Source organism: Paenibacillus sp. FSL P2-0322, from assembly GCF_037975315.1.
Taxonomy (GTDB): Bacteria; Bacillota; Bacilli; order Paenibacillales; family Paenibacillaceae; genus Paenibacillus; species Paenibacillus polymyxa_B.
This window is the reverse complement of sequence record NZ_CP150243.1, coordinates 3,804,638-3,823,907: the sequence shown is the minus strand read 5'-3', so window position 1 is coordinate 3,823,907 and position 19,270 is coordinate 3,804,638. Positions and strand designations below refer to the sequence as shown.

Annotated in this window: 19 protein-coding genes and 1 tRNA gene; 15 read left to right on the top strand and 5 right to left on the bottom strand. The window is 46.8% G+C overall.

Annotated elements, in window-relative coordinates:
• Window positions 1-274: 274 nt before the first annotated feature.
• Complete coding sequence (gene nirB, locus MKY24_RS16980; RefSeq protein ID WP_339200481.1) at window positions 275-2,413, top strand: nitrite reductase large subunit NirB; 2,139 nt, start codon at window positions 275-277, stop codon at window positions 2,411-2,413.
• 86 nt (window positions 2,414-2,499) lie between these two features.
• Window positions 2,500-4,680: a molybdopterin oxidoreductase family protein gene (locus MKY24_RS16975; protein WP_339200480.1), complete on the top strand. Its 2,181-nt coding sequence runs from the start codon at window positions 2,500-2,502 to the stop codon at window positions 4,678-4,680.
• Between the two features lie 127 nt (window positions 4,681-4,807).
• Here the strand turns inward: MKY24_RS16975 and MKY24_RS16970 are convergent, their stop codons facing one another.
• Window positions 4,808-5,881, bottom strand: a complete 1,074-nt coding sequence (locus tag MKY24_RS16970; RefSeq protein ID WP_028540535.1) for an anthranilate phosphoribosyltransferase — start codon at window positions 5,879-5,881, stop codon at window positions 4,808-4,810.
• Window positions 5,882-5,900: 19 nt separating this feature from the next.
• Window positions 5,901-6,503: an ANTAR domain-containing protein gene (locus MKY24_RS16965; protein WP_023989349.1), complete on the bottom strand. Its 603-nt coding sequence runs from the start codon at window positions 6,501-6,503 to the stop codon at window positions 5,901-5,903.
• Window positions 6,504-6,949: 446 nt separating this feature from the next.
• On the opposite strand from MKY24_RS16965, the gene nirB (MKY24_RS16960) reads away from it, so the two are divergent.
• Complete coding sequence (nirB, locus tag MKY24_RS16960) at window positions 6,950-9,382, top strand: nitrite reductase large subunit NirB (protein ID WP_053325727.1); 2,433 nt, start codon at window positions 6,950-6,952, stop codon at window positions 9,380-9,382.
• A gap of 12 nt (window positions 9,383-9,394) precedes the next feature.
• Complete coding sequence (gene nirD, locus MKY24_RS16955) at window positions 9,395-9,724, top strand: nitrite reductase small subunit NirD (RefSeq protein WP_025724005.1); 330 nt, start codon at window positions 9,395-9,397, stop codon at window positions 9,722-9,724.
• 482 nt (window positions 9,725-10,206) lie between these two features.
• On the opposite strand, the gene MKY24_RS16950 is transcribed toward nirD, so the two are convergent.
• Window positions 10,207-11,316, bottom strand: coding sequence for a site-specific integrase (locus MKY24_RS16950; protein WP_229524469.1), 1,110 nt, complete (start codon window positions 11,314-11,316; stop codon window positions 10,207-10,209).
• Window positions 11,316-11,525 (bottom strand): helix-turn-helix transcriptional regulator, encoded by a 210-nt coding sequence (locus MKY24_RS16945; RefSeq protein ID WP_339200478.1) that lies wholly within the window; start codon window positions 11,523-11,525, stop codon window positions 11,316-11,318. The genes MKY24_RS16950 and MKY24_RS16945 overlap by 1 nt, the downstream gene beginning before the upstream one ends.
• A gap of 646 nt (window positions 11,526-12,171) precedes the next feature.
• Between MKY24_RS16945 and MKY24_RS16940 the strand changes: the two genes are divergently transcribed.
• Together MKY24_RS16940 and MKY24_RS16935 are read left to right on the top strand one after the other, a co-directional pair.
• Window positions 12,172-12,244, top strand: a tRNA-Ile gene (locus tag MKY24_RS16940).
• A 73-nt stretch (window positions 12,245-12,317) separates the two neighbouring features.
• A complete protein-coding gene (locus MKY24_RS16935; RefSeq protein ID WP_339200477.1) occupies window positions 12,318-12,602 on the top strand; it encodes a hypothetical protein in 285 nt (94 codons plus the stop codon).
• Between the two features lie 73 nt (window positions 12,603-12,675).
• Here the strand turns inward: MKY24_RS16935 and MKY24_RS16930 are convergent, their stop codons facing one another.
• Window positions 12,676-12,828, bottom strand: coding sequence for a hypothetical protein (locus MKY24_RS16930; protein WP_339200475.1), 153 nt, complete (start codon window positions 12,826-12,828; stop codon window positions 12,676-12,678).
• A gap of 301 nt (window positions 12,829-13,129) precedes the next feature.
• On the opposite strand from MKY24_RS16930, the gene MKY24_RS16925 reads away from it, so the two are divergent.
• From MKY24_RS16925 to MKY24_RS16885, 9 genes are all read left to right on the top strand, one after another.
• Complete coding sequence (locus tag MKY24_RS16925) at window positions 13,130-13,411, top strand: YjcQ family protein (RefSeq protein WP_339200474.1); 282 nt, start codon at window positions 13,130-13,132, stop codon at window positions 13,409-13,411.
• A 36-nt stretch (window positions 13,412-13,447) separates the two neighbouring features.
• Window positions 13,448-13,903 carry a hypothetical protein gene (locus MKY24_RS16920; protein ID WP_339200472.1) on the top strand — a complete coding sequence of 152 codons (456 nt, stop codon included), beginning with the start codon at window positions 13,448-13,450 and terminating at the stop codon, window positions 13,901-13,903.
• Between the two features lie 88 nt (window positions 13,904-13,991).
• Window positions 13,992-14,219 carry a hypothetical protein gene (locus MKY24_RS16915; protein ID WP_339200471.1) on the top strand — a complete coding sequence of 76 codons (228 nt, stop codon included), beginning with the start codon at window positions 13,992-13,994 and terminating at the stop codon, window positions 14,217-14,219.
• Window positions 14,220-14,275: 56 nt separating this feature from the next.
• Window positions 14,276-15,064 (top strand): head fiber protein, encoded by a 789-nt coding sequence (locus MKY24_RS16910; RefSeq protein WP_339200470.1) that lies wholly within the window; start codon window positions 14,276-14,278, stop codon window positions 15,062-15,064.
• Window positions 15,065-15,150: 86 nt separating this feature from the next.
• Window positions 15,151-15,681 (top strand): helix-turn-helix transcriptional regulator, encoded by a 531-nt coding sequence (locus tag MKY24_RS16905; RefSeq protein ID WP_339200469.1) that lies wholly within the window; start codon window positions 15,151-15,153, stop codon window positions 15,679-15,681.
• Window position 15,682: 1 nt separating this feature from the next.
• Window positions 15,683-15,970: a replication protein gene (locus tag MKY24_RS16900; RefSeq protein ID WP_339200468.1), complete on the top strand. Its 288-nt coding sequence runs from the start codon at window positions 15,683-15,685 to the stop codon at window positions 15,968-15,970.
• Between the two features lie 356 nt (window positions 15,971-16,326).
• Window positions 16,327-16,566, top strand: a complete 240-nt coding sequence (locus MKY24_RS16895) for a hypothetical protein (RefSeq protein ID WP_339200467.1) — start codon at window positions 16,327-16,329, stop codon at window positions 16,564-16,566.
• A gap of 338 nt (window positions 16,567-16,904) precedes the next feature.
• Window positions 16,905-17,390: a hypothetical protein gene (locus MKY24_RS16890; protein ID WP_339200465.1), complete on the top strand. Its 486-nt coding sequence runs from the start codon at window positions 16,905-16,907 to the stop codon at window positions 17,388-17,390.
• The gene (locus tag MKY24_RS16885) at window positions 17,387-19,249 is read left to right on the top strand and encodes a phage terminase large subunit family protein (RefSeq protein ID WP_339200464.1); all 1,863 of its coding nucleotides are present in this window, start codon (window positions 17,387-17,389) and stop codon (window positions 19,247-19,249) included. Before MKY24_RS16890 ends, MKY24_RS16885 begins: the two co-directional genes overlap by 4 nt.
• Window positions 19,250-19,270 lie beyond the last annotated feature (21 nt).

The following is a 19,270-nucleotide window of genomic DNA, read 5'->3' as shown; positions in this document are numbered from 1 at the left end:
TGGTATGATCACGTTGGAGTGATTTTAATCAAATTATAAAAAAGGATCTGTTTTATGTCAATATACGTAACACAAAATCGCAAAAAAAATTAAATATAAGGCGAAAAATATAGCATTCATGTATTAAATGTTGACATGACATTCACAATTCAGTAATCTTAGATACATATCGGCACAACGATGTGCCGACATTTACGGCAACGGTGCCCTTTTCCATTGAATGGAGAAGGGCTTTTTCTGTCTTATTTTATTCGGAGAATGGGGCTGGTTTAATATGATGAAAAAACTGGTCGTCGTCGGCAACGGTATGGCAGGCATCAAATGTGTGGAGGAAATACTCGTTTTGGAGCCAGAGCGGTTCCAAATCACGATATTTGGTGCAGAGCCCCGTCCCGGGTACAACCGAGTGCTCCTGTCCAAAATGCTTCAGGAGGAGAGCTCATTTAAACATATCGTTACCCATGACTGGGACTGGTATGAAGAGAACGGGGTAAAGTTGTACGCGGGTGAACGCGTCTGTCGTATTGATGTTGCAGCCGGGATGGTGGAAACGGAATCCGGTATGAAAGAACCTTATGACATGCTCATATTGGCAACGGGCTCATTGCCTTTCATGCCGCCCATTCCCGGAGCTCGAAAACAGGGAGTAATCGCTTTTCGTGATGTGAATGATTGTGAAACCATGGCGAGATATGCCAAAACATACCGCAAGGCCACGGTTATCGGAGGGGGGCTGTTAGGACTTGAGGCCGCTCAAGGCCTACTGAATCTAGGGATGGAAACTGAGGTTGTTCATAATGCGCAGTATCTTATGAACCGTCAGCTTGACCGGACGGCGGCTGTGCTTCTGCAGCGAAAGCTGGAGCAACAGGGCATGAGGTTTCATTTGGTGAAGGAAACGGTCAACATCATAGGCCGAAATAGGGCGCATGGATTGATGTTTGCGGACGGAGACAGGTTGGAAACGGATTTGGTTGTGCTGGCGGTTGGTATCCGACCGAATATCGAATTAGCTCAGGACAGCGGTCTGACCGTAAACCGTGCCATTGTCGTGGATGATTATATGCGCACGAGTATTCCCGGTATTTATGCCGTCGGCGAATGTGCTGAGCACCGCGGGATTTCATACGGGCTAGTGGCGCCGCTATATGAGCAGGGCAAAGTGCTGGCAAAAGTCATTTGTGGTCGTGAAACGGCTCCCTATGAAGGGACGGTTCCGTATGCGCAGCTCAAGGTAGCGGGAATCCATGTGTTTTCCGCAGGAGACATTCGTGATGAGGGAAACGAGACAGCAGTCATGGAATATAACGGGATGCTGGAGGTTTATAAAAAAGTGATGATGCACGGCGGTGCTGTCACTGGCGCCATTTTGTTCGGAGATACGGCGGAAAGTACCTCGCTGCTCGGAATGGTACAGCGCGGAGCGCCCGCTACAGAGCTTACATCCCGGGATAACAGCGGAAGCAAAGCGGAGGATGCGGCAGCCGCACTGCCGGAAGAGGAAACGGTATGTGCGTGCAACGGCGTGAGTAAGGGGGCTATTTTGCGAGCGATCACTACGGATAAGCTGAAGACGGTGGAAGAGGTGAAGAGCCGGACCAAAGCATCCGGTTCCTGTGGGGGCTGTCGGCCGCTGGTGGCTGCACTGGTCAAAAATAGTTTGTTCCGATCGACAGTTTCCGGACCTGTAGTTACTCCGACCGCCCAAGAAGTAGTCCCTGTGTGTGGATGTACGCATTACGATCATGATTCGCTTAAAACAGCTATGGTGGACGCAGCTTGTCAGACTCCAGATGAAGTAGTGTCCCGTCTCGGTTGGACTAGACAACAGGGGTGTGAATTGTGTCGTTCGGCTGTACTTTATTATTTGGAATCCCTTGGGTTGCGCGACAGATCTGCGACAAATCCATTAGGTGCTGGCGTTGCGGTTCAGGATCTGCGCTTTACGAACCTAAATGTCGAGAATCAGGCTTTTGTTGAGTCGGACCTGATGGATCAGGCATTTGTAGAAGTAGCCTGGCTCAGAGAGCGGTTGGCAACTTTATGGGGAAGTCTCGCATTGCCCGCGTTGGTTACAGTTGCTATTTGTCCTGGATCGGCGTATCCGGCAGGTGTACTTGTCCACGATATTGGAATATCTCGATCTCCAGTAGGCTGGGAGGTTTATGCCGGTGGCCATGCAGAGCATCCAGTTCGCCAGGGGCAGCTGCTTGGATTGGAGGAAGACCCGGCAGAAGCGGTCCTGATGGCTGTAGCCTGCTTGCAAATATACCGACATAGTGCCCAGTATGGGGAGAAAATGTGGGAGTGGATTGAAAGGACTGGCGTTCTGGCATTACGGGAAAGTGTGCTTGACGCTGCTCTTCGAAGTGGACTGGCGGGTAGCCTGCGGACCACAATGCTGACAGGATGATGTGATGGGTTGAGTTCAGTTGTGGCGATATTCTATCGTGTGCAGACAATAAAATTCCGAAAAATGGCGAAGGGGAGGTGACTTTGATGCGTCAGTCAGGAGAAGGCAAACCGGAAGCTGGGCTACATGTATCGTCAGTAATGGATACGCAGTGCCCGTTTTGCAGCGTGCAATGTAAGATGACCGTTAGTGCGGGTACGGAGACACTTGCGGGTATCATCCGTACAGTGTATAAGGCGGAAGGGAAGGCTAATGCAGCCTCGCAGGGTAGGCTGTGCATCAAGGGAATGAATGCGCATCAGCATGCGACTCATGCGGAAAGGCTGGTACAGCCCCTCATACGCAAAGAGGGCAAACTTGTTCCCGTCAAGTGGGAGGAGGCGTTGGATACTATAGCTAGCAGTTTCTCTACGCTACTGTCCACACAGGGTCCCGATGCAATCGGAATTTACGGTGGAGGTTCACTCTCCAATGAAACGGCTTATTTACTCGGTAAATTTGCAAGAGTAGCTGTAGGTACGCGATATATCGATTATAACGGGCGCTTCTGCATGTCGGCAGCGGCATCCGCTGGCAGTAAAGTGTTTGGCGTTGATCGCGGACTGACCTGCAGACTGGCTGATATTCCGTTGGCTCGTTGTATTGTGCTTGCAGGCACGAATATCGCTGAATGCCAGCCGACCTTAATGCCTTATTTTCATCAGGCGAAGGAAAACGGTGCGTTTGTCATTGTAATTGACCCGCGCGTGACGCCAACGGCGGCGGCCGCCGATCTGCACCTGCAAATCAAGCCAGGTATGGATGCTGTACTGGCCAATGCCATGCTAAAGGTCATCATGGACGAAGGATTTGCGAATGAAGAGTTTATCCGCAAGCGGACCAACGGCTATGATCAGCTGTTGACTCATTTGAAGGGTGTGGATCTGAACGAATCAGCTGCGCTGTGTGGAATTGAAGTAGAAATGATCCGGCAGGCAGCACATGCCTTTGGCAGTGTGGAGACCGGCATCGTTTTTACGGCCAGGGGTGTTGAACAGCAGACAGATGGACATATGGCGGTGCGTGCATTTCTTAATCTGGTGCTGGCCACTGGCAAGATTGGAAGGGAAGGGTGCGGTTATGGAGCTATTACAGGTCAGGGAAACGGGCAAGGGGGGCGAGAGCACGGCCAAAAGGCTGACCAGCTTCCTGGTTACAGATCAATTGAGGATGAAGAAGATCGAGCCTATGTGGCGTCCGTGTGGGGAGTAAAACCAAGCAGTTTACCGGGTAAGGGAGTGTCCGCCTATGAAATGATGGAGCTTGTCCATCAGAGAGAAATCCAAGCTTTGTTCGTGATGGGCTCTAATCCTGTTGTATCTAACCCGAATGTCCGGCTGGTGGAGGAAGCCCTCAAAAAGCTGAATCTGCTGGTTGTGGCGGATATGTTTCTCACTGAAACCGCGCGGATGGCCGACGTTGTTTTGCCTGTGACGTCTTATTTGGAGAATACGGGGACGATGACCAATCTGGAGGGCCGCGTTCTGCTACGGGAAGCGGCGAGGTCCGCACCAGGCGAGGCTAGAGATGACTGGAACATTTTGTGTCAGGTAGCTGCAAAGCTAAACAAGGGCAGCTATTTCTCGTACAGGGATGCTGAGCATATCTTTGAAGAACTGCGGCTTGCCAGCCGGGGCGGTCCTGCCGATTATTATGGGATCACATATGACAGGTTGCGTCGTGAAGAAGGGGTATATTGGCCATGCCCGTCTACGGACAGAGCCGGTATGGATACGATGTTTCGGGAAACCTTTGCCCATTCCGATCAAAAGGCTGTTTTTACGGTGGTTGAAAGCTGTGGAGCAGGAGAGGAGATATCCGAGGAGTACCCGCTTATTTTGACGAACGGCCGCGTGCTGGCTCACTATTTGACCGGTGCACAAACGCGCAGAAGTCCGTCGCTGGCCGCACGAGAGATTGAGAATTATGTGGAAATTCATCCGCGGACAGCGCGACGCTGGCATATCAGGGACGGGGAGTGGGTAGAAATAGCATCACAGCGCGGCAGCTTCACTGTCCGCGGCCGGATCAAACCACATATCCGCGAAGATACGCTCTTCGTGCCCATGCATTGGGGTGGGATACAAAATGTAAATCGGGCGACCCGACCCGATCTTGATCCGTTCTGCCGGATGCCTGGCTTCAAAACGACTGCTGTACGCATCCGTCCCCTTCACCTGGCCGTAGCCGCGACCAGTGCAGATAATGGGGAATGGTCTGAGTTCTAGAGCAGGACTGAGTAAGTGACTTTTTCTTTGCATAAAAGGCCAGCCCCCTTTGTATGAGTGAGGGAGCTGGCCTTTTTGGGTTGGACAGTTTAGGGCCCGCAATCCCTAGACTGCGTGACGCCAATAATTAAAAATGCATTCGGGTTTCGGATCTGCTTGCTCCTGTTTTTATTTCTTTTCTGAGCATAGCTTCCCGCCAGTGACAATACAAACCCCAGGCGTCCCCGTTTTCTAGCAGCGGTTTGCAGGTATACAAACCTTCCTCTATGGAGTCGACTCGCCCTGCAACGAACAGTCGGACCGCACTGTTGAGTAACACTTGATTCGAAAAGGCTATAGAAGCTGTGCCTTGCAGCACTTCCTCCGTAATGCGCAGCTGTTCAGCGGGGGTCCAGTTATGCTCGGGTACCACCGAATCCAGCCCGTACATTTCCGGATCAATAACCTGTAGTGATACCTCGCCGTTAGCAAGCAGGTAAGTCCGGGTCGGCCGATCGATGAACAGATCCTCCGATCCTTCGCTCCCCTGGACGATCAGAGCCCTGCGGTAATTCAGATTTTGCATGAGTTTCGCCGTCTTCTCGAGCACAGTATTGTGGAAAACGCCGAATACAATATACGGGGAAGAACCGTAATCAACCAGTTTCTCGGCAGTATTCAGCACTGTGCGAAGCCCCAGCTCTTCGCGAATGGGCCGCATATCTCGCAGGGGCGCGCACCACTGTTCGGAGGCAACGAACAGTACACCAGTCAGCTTCGCGGCATGAATGGCGGTTTCACGTGTCATGTTCCGGGACGTTACCCCCATTTCCTGCAGCAAAAGCGGGAGCGTAACACCCCATTTGGGAGGGAGAGGTGCACTGCCATGCATCGTTACAGGAATTCCGCATGAGGCGAGTAGAAAGGCCGTTGCGAAGGTGGCGATAAATGAAGACTTTCTGCCATCGTACGGACCGGCGAAATCAATCCCTTCCTGCATCGGAAAGCGATGGGTATATTTACGGCAGATGTTTACAAATGCTTCCAACTCGGCAACACTCTCCATTTTAATGCGCTCCGCGGCAAAGAAAGCTCCGATTTGAGCAGGGGTTGCTGACTGGGTCATAATAAGTTCGGCAGCAGCTTCGGCTTCGGCGTAATTCAGATCCCGGGCGCCCCTTTTGCCGCGACCAACTTCTTTTAATATTTCAATGATATTCATGTTCGGGCCCCTTTCAGATTTATGCTTTTAGCATTTGCTGTGCTTTGACGATGGAGATGGCCACATCAACGATACGTTTGCGTTCGTTCATTGCTTTTTTGCGTAGCACATCATATGCTTCCGCTTCCGGGATACCGTTTACTTCCCCAAGTATTCCTTTCGCCATATCAATCCATTTGCGTTCTTCCAGCCGAGCGGTCAGTTGCTTGCGTTCACTTTGCCAGTGCTGGCGTTCAAAAAAGCGTTTGGCGCTAAAATGAAGAGCCCAATTCAGCTCATGGGCTGCCATAGAAGGGGTTAGAATGCCATCGACAGTGACATCAGCTTCACAGGCCTCTGTCGATGATAGCGCTGATTCTGCGCTGCACCACCAGAGCAATGGGATCGCTTTGGCTTGCTCCAGCCTGCCACTCCATATGCTGATAGTGCCGACAGGTATGTTTAGTACCGCCGCGTCTGCATTAAGAATTAGCTGTTTGATTTCAGATTCATTGCGGCAGGGCAGGGTTAGGTATCCGTTGGACTCTAAAAGGTGCTCAGGTCCTGCCTGCCATGAGGAAACGGCGTGTGTCTGCTCAGATACATAGTCAGAATGTAAGTGAATTACCAACAAGGAACGCAAGCGGGCTCCTCCTCTCTGTAACATGAAGGGTAGTTAGCGATGGGGATAGTAATCATTGATAACAAATATGACATAAGATTTTGTCTGCCTGCTTATTTTTTTCATCATCATCAAGCTAAAACGGACTTTTAAACCATTTTGGCGTGTTTTGGACTGAAAATCAATCCTAATTTTGTAGGGGAGTGATATTTTATACGTCATAGATATGTTACATGGTGATAAAATATAATTTTTTATAAGTTAATGCGTAAGGAATGTTGACATATCATTTGAAGCATTATATATTAGCTACAATACTTTTTAATTCCATACTCTGATGGATACAACGGCGTATTCGATGAAACGGCAATGGAGCCTGTTTTCTCATGTGGAGGGATATTTTGAATCCCCATATGTGAAGCAGGCTTTTTATGTTTTGAGGATACAAATGGAAGGGAAGTGACCTGATGAACGATATCCAAAAGTTAGTGTTGATCGGCAACGGAATGGCGGGGATACGCACTCTCGAACATTTGCTGAAGCTTGCACCAGGTAGCTATGAGATTACGGTATTCGGGGCCGAGCCCCATCCAAACTATAACCGGATCATGCTGTCCTCCGTTCTGGCGGGAGGGGCTGGTTTGCAGGATATTGTCATTAACGACTGGAGTTGGTATGAAGACAACAATATTCGATTGTATACCGATGATCCTGTCACAGCCATCAATACGGAAAAGCAGCAGGTGACGTCGCGCTCCGGCGTATGCATCTCTTATGATTTGTTGTTGTTGGCAACAGGTTCTAAAGCCTTTATTCTGCCGCTTCCAGGGGCCGACAAGGAGGGTGTTATCGGTTTTAGGGATATTCGTGACTGTGAAACGATGATGGAGACGGCAAAGACGCACAAAAAAGCAGCTGTTATCGGCGGCGGATTGCTTGGGCTAGAGGCAGCTAGGGGGCTGCTTAACTTGGGGATGGACGTCACAGTTATTCATATTAACGGATATATTATGGATCGGCAGCTGGATGAGGCTGCTTCCCTTATGCTCCGGCGCGAGCTGGAGGAGCAGGGAATGACTTTTCTGGTCAATAAGCGAACGGCGGCTATTACGGGCCGTCGTCGCGTGGAAGGATTGAAATTTGCCGATGGCAGTGAGCTGGAAGCAGACTTGATCGTTATGGCGGTAGGCATCAGACCAGACATTGAACTGGCGGTGTCGGCGGGAATTCCTGTAAACCGTGGCATCATCGTAAATGATTACATGGAAACGAATGTCCCTGGCATATACGCCGTTGGCGAATGTGCAGAACACCAGGGAATCACTTACGGACTGGTAGCTCCATTATACGAGCAGGGTGGTGTGCTGGCTCAGCGGCTCGCGGGAATGGAGACTCCCGGCTACAGTGGTTCCGTCACTTCTACAAGGTTGAAGGTATCGGGTGTCGACGTGTTTTCAGCAGGGCATTACAAGGATGAACCGGGAACACGTTCCCTGCGGTATCAGGATGATATTGGCGGCGTCTACAAAAAAATCGTGATCAAGGACGAAAAACTGATCGGAGCCGTTCTGTTTGGGGATACGTCTGACGGAGCCATGCTGTTTTCTTTGATCAAAAGTGGCGAGTCGGTGGTTGGCCGAGAGAAAGAGTTATTACTTGGCTTCAATCCCGGTCAACCTGAAGCTAGTGGCGCCATGATGCTGGAGCAGATGCCTGATGACGAAATTGTATGCGGATGTAATGGTGTATCCAAGGGTGACATTGGAGAGGCGGTTGCGGCTGGCTGCCGGAGTGTCGGGGAGATTAAGGCATGTACGAAGGCATCGGCATCATGTGGCGGCTGCAAGCCATTAGTGGAGGGACTCTTACAGCTATACGCAGGTGCAGAAGCCGGAGAAACGCTGAAAGAGGGGATTTGTAGTTGTACGACGCTTGACCGGGAAGCGATCATTGATGGCATTCGAGAGATGGGATTGAAGAGCGTTAAAGAAGTGATGAATGTGCTGGGATGGAACGAACCGGAAGGTTGCACGAAATGTCGTCCGGCCCTCAATTATTATCTAGGTATGGTATGGCCGATCGATTATGAGGATGAGAAGGAATCCAGATTCACGAATGAACGGTACCATGCCAATATACAGAAAGATGGCACCTATTCTGTCGTGCCCCGCATTTATGGAGGAGTTACTTCACCTGCCGACCTGAAGAAAATTGCTGCTGTCGCAGAAAAATACAATGTGCCTCTGGTTAAATTTACGGGTGGCCAACGTCTTGACCTGCTTGGTGTGAAAAAGGAGGATTTGCCGGGGATCTGGGCCGAGTTGGATATGCCGTCTGGATATGCCTATGGAAAGACGCTGCGAACGGTTAAGACGTGCGTAGGTAACACCTTTTGCCGCTTTGGCACTCAGGATGCTATGGGTATGGGCATTCGGTTGGAAAAGGCATTTGAACGGCTGAATGCGCCATCCAAAGTCAAACTGGCTGTATCTGGTTGCCCGCGTAACTGCGCTGAAGCGACGATAAAGGATTTAGGCGTCGTTGCTATTGACGGTGGCTGGGGGATCTACGTTGGAGGTAACGGCGGTATTAAGGTTCGGGCAGCTGAACTGCTTTGTACCGTTAAAACCGAGGATGAAGTAATGGAATGGACCGGTGCCTATCTGCAGTATTATCGCGAGCAGGCCAATTGGAACGAACGCACAGCCCATTGGGTGGAACGTGTCGGAGTTGAATCCGTCAAACAGGCACTCGCGAATGCAGAGACGAGGAAACAACTGGTGACCAGAATTGAAGAGACGTTAAGCACGACGACTGATCCGTGGCACGAAATTATTCACAACGAAGAGCTGCGCAAAAATTTTGTACAGTTGCCGGAACTTAAGGCAGTAACGGAATAGGGGGCTGACAAAATGGAGACCAATACGACAACCAACAGAGTCAGAATAGCTGATCTGAACGAAATTGACCGACGTGGAGCAAGGACAGTTCGCATTCATAATACAGAGATAGCTGTATTCCGTCTGAGCGATGGCAGCGTGCATGCGCTTGAGAATCGTTGTCCGCACAAAGGGGGGCGGTTATCCGAAGGAATGATATGTGGCTCAGCGGTCCATTGTCCGCTCCATGACTGGAAAGTTGACCTTTCCACTGGCCGGGTGCAAGAGCCGGATACTGGATGTGTGACTGCTTACCCCACGGAGATTGATAGTGAGAGCGGGGCGGTTTATATCGTAATCTAAGAGTTCTATACGTATTGTGCTGATGGTTCTGCTTTTTTTCCTCTATATAATAGAAGGATCAAGGTGAAAGGCTTTGTTGAAGAAGTGGTGCTGTTAAAGTGCAAATGATCTGAGTATACAGAAAAGTCGACCCTATTTTTCCGGGCGGCTTTTTTATCTTATAAGTATGATTTTAATTAAAAAATAGGTTATTGACTAAATCTTAGTCAATGACCTATCTTCTTTTCTCAGGATAACTCGCTTTATCTCTAGACAAATAAAAAAAGCCTTGAGAATCAAGGCTTTTGACGAATAGGACGGATGGGGATCGAACCCATGACCCTTACCCTGTCAAGATCATACCCTGATAAGTAACGTTCGGTAGGTTACGGTAAAAAACCAATGAAATAAAGGGTTTATAGTGTTCGCACGAACAGATGTTCAGTAGGTTTAAGTATGTCTAGGAACCTACTTTCGTATCAAAATTCGTATCAAAATATGATTCATGCTTTCTTGTAAAATGATCGTCCAAACATGTCAGCAGTATCCTCCTGAATGTCGGGCAAGATATGGGCGTAATTGTCGATCATGCGAGTATCAGACCAGCCCATTCGTTCTGCAATAACCTGAGGCGTTTCTCTATTCTTTATAAGAAAGGTAACGTGTGAATGTCGCAGATCGTGGAACCTTATTTTCTTCAACTTTGAGTTAGCTATTATTCTGTCAAAAGTGCGGCTAATGTTTCGAGGAGATACGGGAGTACCTAATGATGTTGACACCACTAACCCAAGGTCGGTGTAAACAAGCTTGTTACTCATCTTCTTTTCATTGGTGCGTATTTTATGAAGTCGTAAAGCCTCCATTGTTTCTGAATCCACGCGGATTAACCTGCTGCCCGAGATCGTCTTAGCACCAACTTGAAAATCCTTACCGTCACTACTCATAATCTGAGTAATTGATATAGTTCTCTTATCGAAATCCACGTCCTTCCAGCGAAGTCCTAATATCTCTCCCTTACGCATTCCGGTAGTTAGAGCAAGAAGGAACACAATATAATACATATCGTCTTTTGAAGCTTCTAGGAAAGCATGTGCCTGTTCCAAGGTCCATACCTGCATTTCCTTTTTTCGAGCTTTAGGACGTTCAACTAACGAAACAGGATTTTTGCTGATCATTTCCCAAGAAGCTGCTTTCTTCATGGATTCATTAATAATTGTGTGGCACTTTTGAATGTTTTCATCCGATAGTTTCCCATTAGAATGCAAATCATTATAAAAGTCTTGGATGTGGCGTGGTGTGATACTGCTAATGGTAAGGTGTCCAAGTGCGGGCAGAATATGATTGTTAATCATGCTGCTATATGTAGTCATAGTGCCTCGCTTAACATGCATCTTCTTATCGTTTAAAAAACTTTCCATGAAATCCTTGTAGAGTGTCTTTGACTGTTCAATAAAAGTACCCTTGTTTAGATCGTTCTCCATTTCGCTCATCGCCGCTTTTGCTTCTTTTTGAGTTCTGAAACCACGACGCATCTTTTGTTTGTACTTCCCATTCTCTTTGTAGTTTACTTTGAAGTCCCATTTTCCAGTCTCATCATTCTTATATACAGGCATTATTGTTCACCAGCCTTATGCTCGATTATATCGCTTGGCTGCACGCCGAAATGCGTACATATCTTGTTCAACACTTCAAACGATATATTTTCATCTTTGCCCATTTTCGCCATTGTTGTAGTAGATATCCCTAGTTGAAGCCGTAAATCCTCTTTGTTCATATCCCTTTCAATTAACAACTTCCAAAGCGGTTTGTACGAAAAGCCCATTTTAACACCATCCCAGATATTTATTTTACATATATAAATCATATCTTTACATTATCAAAGAAATAGTATTCTCGCAAACTTTTGAATTGAAAAAAAATTACGTGAAAATTGATCGTAAAATGAAAATAATTGTGATCTATTAGGTTTTGCGCATGGTAAATTAGTAACATGGAAAACAAAGAGAGAGCAGCACCCGACACAAACATATACCTGTTTGACGGTGGTAGGCGTAAGACGAGCGGCACCAGTTAGCCCCTTGCTATAAGACCTACAGAGAGCCGCAAGGGTAGGACAAGCGGGTATGCTACTCTTTCTATTTCCATTACTCCATTCTTGCTAATGTGCGCCTGACGAGCGCATTCCTCATGCAGGCGGTGATCCTAGCCGCTAAAGAGTGGATCAGGAGCGCAGCCGGGCGCGTAAGCAAGTACCGGATTCCAACAAAGCTTATATCATGATGTGGTGGCGGAACAGACGCAAGGCCGCGATACACGCCTCGCCCACATCGAAACTAATTACAACAAATTCGAGACAGCCGTAAAGTGGGTCATAATACCCCATAAATAAGGGCGGCATTTTGATCCGTACGTAATACGGACTATAGCGATTGACGGTAACCGCCGTGAAATAATTACCGTCCTTATATGCTCCTTTAACTCAGTGGTTAGAGTTCGGTTCTTATACAGCCGCGGTCCTTGGTTCGAATCCAAGAAGGAGTATACGCACAGAGAGTGGCGTAGATACGCTGCTCTTTTTTGTGCGCAAAAATAATAGAAAAGGAAGTGTTTTGTAATGAGTACAGAAGCAAGCGCAGTACGTAATGGTGGTTATGGGTATCTTGGTACGGATAATATCTTTAAGGTGGCTAACACCGAGGCTGAGGCCCTTAAATATAGCCCCACTGGTAAAGTAGTAAGCTTTGCAGGTCCACACGCATACGGCAACCCTGTTGTCCCTACAGGCACGGGTGAATACGACCAGTTAGCTATCAAGCTGCATGCGGATGGTTCATTGACGGAAAGCGAAGGTTTTACGATTCCTGCTCATATTGCCAAGGTAGTCAAAGAGCTGCAGTAGTGTTTATCCCCGGATCAGCTCCGGGGACTTTACAGCGCCTAAAGGTAAATGTGCGGTTCAAGTCCGCAGGGCGCTATTTGGAATCCATCATTTCAAAAGATGGTCCCAGTTTGTTCGTGAATGTAGGGACATTTTGCAGCACATAGTTTCCTGCAGAAATGATGAAAGCAAGGGCGATAGCGGCTATGATCGCAGTTTTCAAATTGTTCTCAATCCATTGCAACAAAAGACATACCTCCTTTCGAACTAATACTTTCGGCGCATAAAAAGGAATATCCTTCCTATGTGTCGAAATGTTGTGTCGAAGGGAGGTGAATGTTATGAGTAAAAAGGCGCAAGTAAAGATATTCTGTAACCGAAATTACTCTGAGCTAGAGAAAGAAATAAATACTTTTCTCCAAACTCTTTCCGATGAGATGGTTCATGATATTAAATACTTCTCGAATGATAGAACCTTCGAGGTGCTTATTCACTATTCAAAGTAAGTGTTCCTTTAGGAAGGCTATATGGTAATGAGGAGGGAGATCATGAATAGGAAAAAAGTTATTTACAGTATTTTAAAAGAGGTGCAGGAAGGCAACGATCCAAAAGCAGATGATTATGGATTATCCCAAAATGAATTTGCTGACATTGCTCAAATTATCAAGGATGAAGGACTACTAACGAACGTTGCAATAGCAGGAGGCAGAATTGTTTGGTTAAATGCCTCCAAAATCACTTTAAGAGGTATTGAATATTTGGAAGATAATAGCCCCTTATCAAAAGCGTACAAAGGTCTCAAGGAAGTACGAGACTGGTTAAAGTTGTAGTTTGCTTAACAGCGTTTTTTCAAGGGAGAAGACAGGATGACTCAAAAAGATATCATTACATTAATTATTGCTGGCTATGCAGCCCTTATCTCTACTTTAGTTTTTATATGGAATGTTGTGAATACAATTAGAGATAAGGGTAAAATTAGAGTCACAGGTTTTTTTGGATTCACAACAAATATCTATGATAATCCATATGAAGTTCTTTATTATGAATTTGTTAATTATGGGACAAAAGCTGTATACCTAGCGGGTTTTGGGGGCGATTTCACAAAAAAAATCGATGGTATGAGCCGTTTCTTGATTAACGTTCCTGGCCTTCCTAAAAAACTTGAACCAGGTGATCTGCATCAAGCTGTTTTTGAAAATTTTGAATCTATTGATGTTAATGTAAGGCGACTATACGCATATGACTCGATAGGTAATAAATTTTATATGAAGAGGAAAACCTTGAGAAAATTAATTAGGGATAAAGATTCTATCAGAGAATAAAATGTTCCTAAGCGACTGCTGTCTTGAATCCTATATTATTAAATCCATTCTTCCATCTACCAATAGATGGAAATGGGAGGTGATGAACTTGGAATTCGATTTTGAAAAGGCTGTTACAGAGGTCTCCAAAGAAGTTAATAGTAAGATAAAAGAACAGCTTCTGAATAGTTACGAGACGTTTAAAAAAGCTGAAAAAGATAAGAACGAACAGAGTATTTTAATGACAAGTATTTTAAGTACTGCTGTTAATGCCTCCTTAAACGCGACAGTGAGTTTATTAAAAAAGTACGATGAACATCTAAAAAACAATAAATGATGGTAAAGCACCCCAAAAGGTGCTTTTTTCTTTGCCCTAATTCCACCAGGAAGGAGGTGTTAACAATAGAAGAAAGCATATTAATTTACATTGGCCCGCCGATTCCATCGCGCGGGTTATTTCAATATGGAAGCTTTGTCGGAGATATACCGGAGTTTCTTGAACCGCTCATGCAAGTGGAAGAAATCCGGGAGTTGGTGGTAGATGTGAATCACTTGGTTGAGGCCAAGAAGGAAATGAGCATTATCGGTACTGAAAAGAACAAAGCATTTCAGTATCTATCAAATCCCAATAACATAGAAGCGGAGTTGAGCAAATTGGATGGTTATAAGAGCTTTTTAGGCAAGGGCATTTACATTGAAGGAGAGAACGGCGAGCTGTCACTTGTGGGCAAGAATAACCCATTGCCTGTGGCTGGACTGTCAGGTGGTGGCGGTGGTTCTGTAACAGTAGACAGCATTACTGACGCAAGTGACGTTGGTAAGAATCTCCTGAAAGTAGCTGATGCTTCTGCGGCCCGTACAGCCATTGGCGCAGGTACATCGAATCTAAAGGTTGGTACAGCAGTTACAGATGCCAAGGCAGGCAACTACACTCCAGCAGTTGCGGATATATCAGGAGCGACCGCACTAGGTAAGCAACTCATGACAGTGGCAGACGCGGCTGCAGCTCGCACAGCTATAGGAGCAGGCACGCCTGTTAGTGCAGCTACAACAGCAGCAAACGGTACAGTGAAGCAGGCAGCAGCACAGGCCAATAGCACAGCTACGGATGTGGCTGGTCTTGTTGGAGACTTTAATTCTTTGCTGGGTAAGTTACGTACTGCGGGTGTCTTGGCACCGTAATAACTATCATTAATACCTCTATATCAATTTACTTAATATATTTTGTAGTATATAATAAGTATATAGATTGATATGGGGGTATTGATATGAAAATAGTATTTAAAGATGTTAACGAGTTCTCCAGCATTCTTGCCAAGAGGGGGTTGTCTCAGTCTGCCCTAGCCAAAGAGGCTGGGGTAACGCAGTCTTATTTAAACCAGGTATGCAATCAGAAGAGAGATCCCGGGATTAAGTTCTGCGAGAAGATTTGTTCCGCTCTTGGCATGGAATTTGACGACTTGTTCAAGGTTGAACGTTCAATTGAAATCAGCCCTGATTTTCGAGAGTTTGGACTTTCGTTTCAGATACTTATTGCAGTATCAATCGGATTAGAAGAGTCAATATTTATTCAGTTCCTGATAGATTGGGAAAGCAATAACGCTGCGATGAAAACAAACCTTTCAAATGGTCGCCACTGGGTTGTGGTTCGAGAAGCGCAATGGGTTGAAATATTTCCGTTTTGGAGTTTGGATACGATCCGTAATTTGATTTCCAGTCTGGTTGAAAGAGAATTGATAATTGTTGATGGTGATTGGTACGTCATTCACCGTGAAAATATAAGAAAAGCATGTGAATAATATGGAGCACTTCACACGCTTCCCAAATCGGAGTTACGATTACATCCTAGGAGCAGAGTTAACAGCAACACAATTGAAAATTGTTTTAGCTGTGTGCCGCTGGACCTACGGTTGGAATCGTGAATACTGTAGTCTGTCGCTCACTGAGCTGTCGGAATTGACTGGTTGTAGCCGCCGACAGATTATACGGGATATTCAAACATTGGTGGATACGAGTTTCTTGGTGAAGGGGAAAGAGGGCCGCAAAAATCTTCTGAAATTCAACGAGGAGATCATAGAAGGACCATGATATTAACTGCATAGGTGTACGAATATACACCGCATTAGTAAGTATATAGTTATATCCCATGTGCAGTAATGATTAACTGTGTTTCCTGTGAAATATGAGGGGTATAATACACCCCCTAGACAATTAATACTTAATGGTGACACCCACGACACTATATTGGTGACACCCATGACACTATTAATAGTGACACCCATGACACTATCTGAAACTTTTCCTTCATTAGAGCGCATCCTCTAAAGAAAGATTTAAAGAAAATTAAAGAAATATATATATATTACATACACCGCTTTATTGAATGGACAAGACCCATTGCATAAAAGGCGGTGTATTTGTTGTTCATACATAAAACAGAAAGGATGATAACGATGATTGTGGAACATGAAGAGAATTACTACTTACAGATGAATCTATTGGAGAACAGAGAACTGAGAGTGGATGTTAATTTAAAGAATGACATACCCCTTGATCAATTAAAACGTGAGATAGCAGATAAGGTGGAACGGTATGCTAAAGACAACAAGGTGGATGTACAGTCAGTCAAAATACTCGTGCATCAACCACTTCCTTCGATGCACATGAACATAAGCTGGCCCTAACCCTTTATACCAAGGTCTTAAAGATTTAAAGATTAAAAGATTAAAAAGGAGGAGGGGCGCGCGTGAATCGAATTTGGCTGACTGAGAGGAAAACGGGTCCTTCTGGAGCTTAAAAATGGGTACGGGTGCGCATGAGCCCGAAAAACGTCCAGATTTTAATTTTGAAAAACACTTTCCTTTTTTAGCCCCGCAGGCTTCGTGTAATCCCTGCTGAGGGCTTTTTATATTGTGCTTGTATAATTTATCCCTTCTATTAATGCGCCGCTAAAAAGGTGCTTAAAATGCGTCTGATAGCGTGCCGTGATTTTGATGAATAAATGGAAAGTAGGTGGTCAGATATGGGGAAAGGAGAGAACAGGCCGGAGGGCATCGTCGGGACCAGTGAACTTGCAACAATTGTGGGCAAAACCAAGCAATGGATCGGGCAATTAACCCGAGATGGAGTGCTTACACAGGTAAGTCGGGGAAAATACGACCTTGCTGCTTCCGTTCAGGCATATATTCGGCATGTGACGGGGACATCTGAGGAAGGTAAGGTAAGTTTCGCAGAAGAAAAGGCGGCGCATGAGCAAATAAAAAAGGAAATGGCGATGCTGGACCTGCAAAAGATGCGAGGCAACCTGCATACGACGGGGGATGTGCTGGATGCCTGGGGGGAGCTGCTTGTTTCGTTCCGTGAACGGCTGCGCGGACTGCCGCCGAGGATTGCGAATGAACTAGCTTACATGACGGATGAAAAAGCGATCAGAATCTTGCTTGAGAATAGGATTGATGAAGCTTTGACCGAGCTTGGTAAATACGATCCTTTGGCGGAGAAAGAATGAACGCGCAGCGCAGGCAGACATTCAAGGTCCTGCAACAAGCCGTACGCCTGGTTACCCCTCCCGAACCTATCAGTATCGCAGATTGGGCAGACGAACACCGGATTCTGTCCCCCGAGGATTCGGCAGAGAAAGGACCTTGGAAAACAAGCCGTTCTCCGTTCCAGAAAGTGCCGATGGAAGCCATTTCAGACAAGAATGTGGAGTCGGTCGTTATGATGTGGGGGGCTCAACTCGGAAAAACGGCTGTCCAACTCAATACAATTGGTTATTTTACGGGCCATGATCCGGCTCCAATTATGGTGGTGCAGCCTGATTTAACCGTTGCGAAGGACTTTTCCAACGACCGCTTGACCCCGATGTATCGGGATTCGCCGCAATTATCCAAGCTAATTACAAAAGATAAAAGCCGAGATAGCCGGAACACAATCCTATACAAGTCCTATCCTGGCGGCAGGATCAACATCGCAGGGGCGAATTCACCCGCTTCCCTGGCTTCCAAGCCGATCCGAGTGGTCATCGCGGATGAAATCGACCGTTTCCCGGTGTCGGCAGGTAAGGAGGGGGACCCGGTTTCCCTAGTGACTGCCCGTACTGAGACGTTCTACAACAAAAAGCTTGTGTTTGTATCTACCCCGACCATCAAGGGCGCGTCACGGATCGAAACACTTTACAACGATAGCACTATGGAAGAATGGTGTGTGCCTTGCCCCTCATGCGAAGCTTACCAGCCGTTCAAATGGCAACAGATCAAGTTCAAGTATGACGAGGAAACGTCAAGCTGCACGTCTGTACATCACGTATGCAAAGAATGCGGCGCGATGCATGAGGAACATGAGTGGAAACGGGACTATGCGAACCGTGGCAAGTGGGTTGCTCGCAAACAACACCCAACCACGCGCGGATTCCATTTGAACAGCTTGGCGGGAACGATCAACATTACCTGGAAGAAGATCGTTAACGACTTCAAAAAGGCTCATCGTGGTGGTCCGCAGCTCCTTAAAACTTTTTTCAACACGAAGATGGCTGAGACATGGGAGGAAGAAGGAGAAAAAGTCGAACATGAATTGCTCCTGAATCGCCGTGAAATGTACATGCATCGGGTTCCAGAGGGCGTGAAATTCCTCACTGCGGCGGTGGACACGCAGGACAATCGGTTCGAAATTGACGTCATTGGCTGGGGAAAAGATTATTCTAGCTGGAGAATACAGTATCACCGGGTATATGGTGACCTGAAATTGCAGGACGTTTGGGATGATCTGGACGAATTTCTGTCCCGGACATGGCAGGATGCAGCGGGCAGGAAGTTTCGCATACGTCGAACATTGATGGACTCAGGTGGACACTTCACACGCGAGGTTTATAAGTGGTGCAAACCTCGTGCCTCACGCGGTATATACGCGATTAAAGGTGAGGACAGCGGCGACGGTACACATACGCCACTTCTGAATGGCACCACAGACAACAACGTCCACCGTGCTACGGTTATCCGGCTTGGGGTAGCCGAAGGTAAGGCTAAGGTATTTTCGTCGCTTACAATCGAACCTGGAAAGCCTGGGTCATGTCGGTTTCCACTTCCGAATCCAGATAACCCGGACCCGTTCGTATATGACGAAGAATATTTCAAACAGTTGACGGCAGAGCAATTGGTCACCCGCTACAAAAACGGGATTCCTTATACCGTTTGGGTTCAGACCAGGGCGCGGAATGAAGCCCTTGACCTTGCTGTTTATAACCGTGCAGCAATTGAAATGATGAATCCGAACTTTGACCTGCCGTTACCTGAGCCGGGAAGCGTGGTTACTGGTCCGGTAAGGCCACAACAGCGGAAGAAGAAAAGGAATGTTTCTAGCAGCTTGTAAATTATGTGAAGGAGGTGAACA

Excerpts from the sequence above, each read along its gene's own strand:
- nirB (WP_339200481.1), top strand. The coding sequence starts at position 275 with ATGATGAAAAAACTGGTCGTCGTCGGCAACGGTATGGCAGGCATCAAA.
- MKY24_RS16975 (WP_339200480.1), top strand. The coding sequence starts at position 2,500 with ATGCGTCAGTCAGGAGAAGGCAAACCGGAAGCTGGGCTACATGTATCG.
- MKY24_RS16970 (WP_028540535.1), bottom strand. The coding sequence starts at position 5,881 with ATGAATATCATTGAAATATTAAAAGAAGTTGGTCGCGGCAAAAGGGGC.
- nirB (WP_053325727.1), top strand. The coding sequence starts at position 6,950 with ATGAACGATATCCAAAAGTTAGTGTTGATCGGCAACGGAATGGCGGGG.
- nirD (WP_025724005.1), top strand. The coding sequence starts at position 9,395 with ATGGAGACCAATACGACAACCAACAGAGTCAGAATAGCTGATCTGAAC.
- MKY24_RS16950 (WP_229524469.1), bottom strand. The coding sequence starts at position 11,316 with ATGCCTGTATATAAGAATGATGAGACTGGAAAATGGGACTTCAAAGTA.
- MKY24_RS16945 (WP_339200478.1), bottom strand. The coding sequence starts at position 11,525 with ATGGGCTTTTCGTACAAACCGCTTTGGAAGTTGTTAATTGAAAGGGAT.
- MKY24_RS16935 (WP_339200477.1), top strand. The coding sequence starts at position 12,318 with ATGAGTACAGAAGCAAGCGCAGTACGTAATGGTGGTTATGGGTATCTT.
- MKY24_RS16925 (WP_339200474.1), top strand. The coding sequence starts at position 13,130 with ATGAATAGGAAAAAAGTTATTTACAGTATTTTAAAAGAGGTGCAGGAA.
- MKY24_RS16920 (WP_339200472.1), top strand. The coding sequence starts at position 13,448 with ATGACTCAAAAAGATATCATTACATTAATTATTGCTGGCTATGCAGCC.
- MKY24_RS16905 (WP_339200469.1), top strand. The coding sequence starts at position 15,151 with ATGAAAATAGTATTTAAAGATGTTAACGAGTTCTCCAGCATTCTTGCC.
- MKY24_RS16900 (WP_339200468.1), top strand. The coding sequence starts at position 15,683 with ATGGAGCACTTCACACGCTTCCCAAATCGGAGTTACGATTACATCCTA.
- MKY24_RS16895 (WP_339200467.1), top strand. The coding sequence starts at position 16,327 with ATGATAACGATGATTGTGGAACATGAAGAGAATTACTACTTACAGATG.
- MKY24_RS16890 (WP_339200465.1), top strand. The coding sequence starts at position 16,905 with ATGGGGAAAGGAGAGAACAGGCCGGAGGGCATCGTCGGGACCAGTGAA.
- MKY24_RS16885 (WP_339200464.1), top strand. The coding sequence starts at position 17,387 with ATGAACGCGCAGCGCAGGCAGACATTCAAGGTCCTGCAACAAGCCGTA.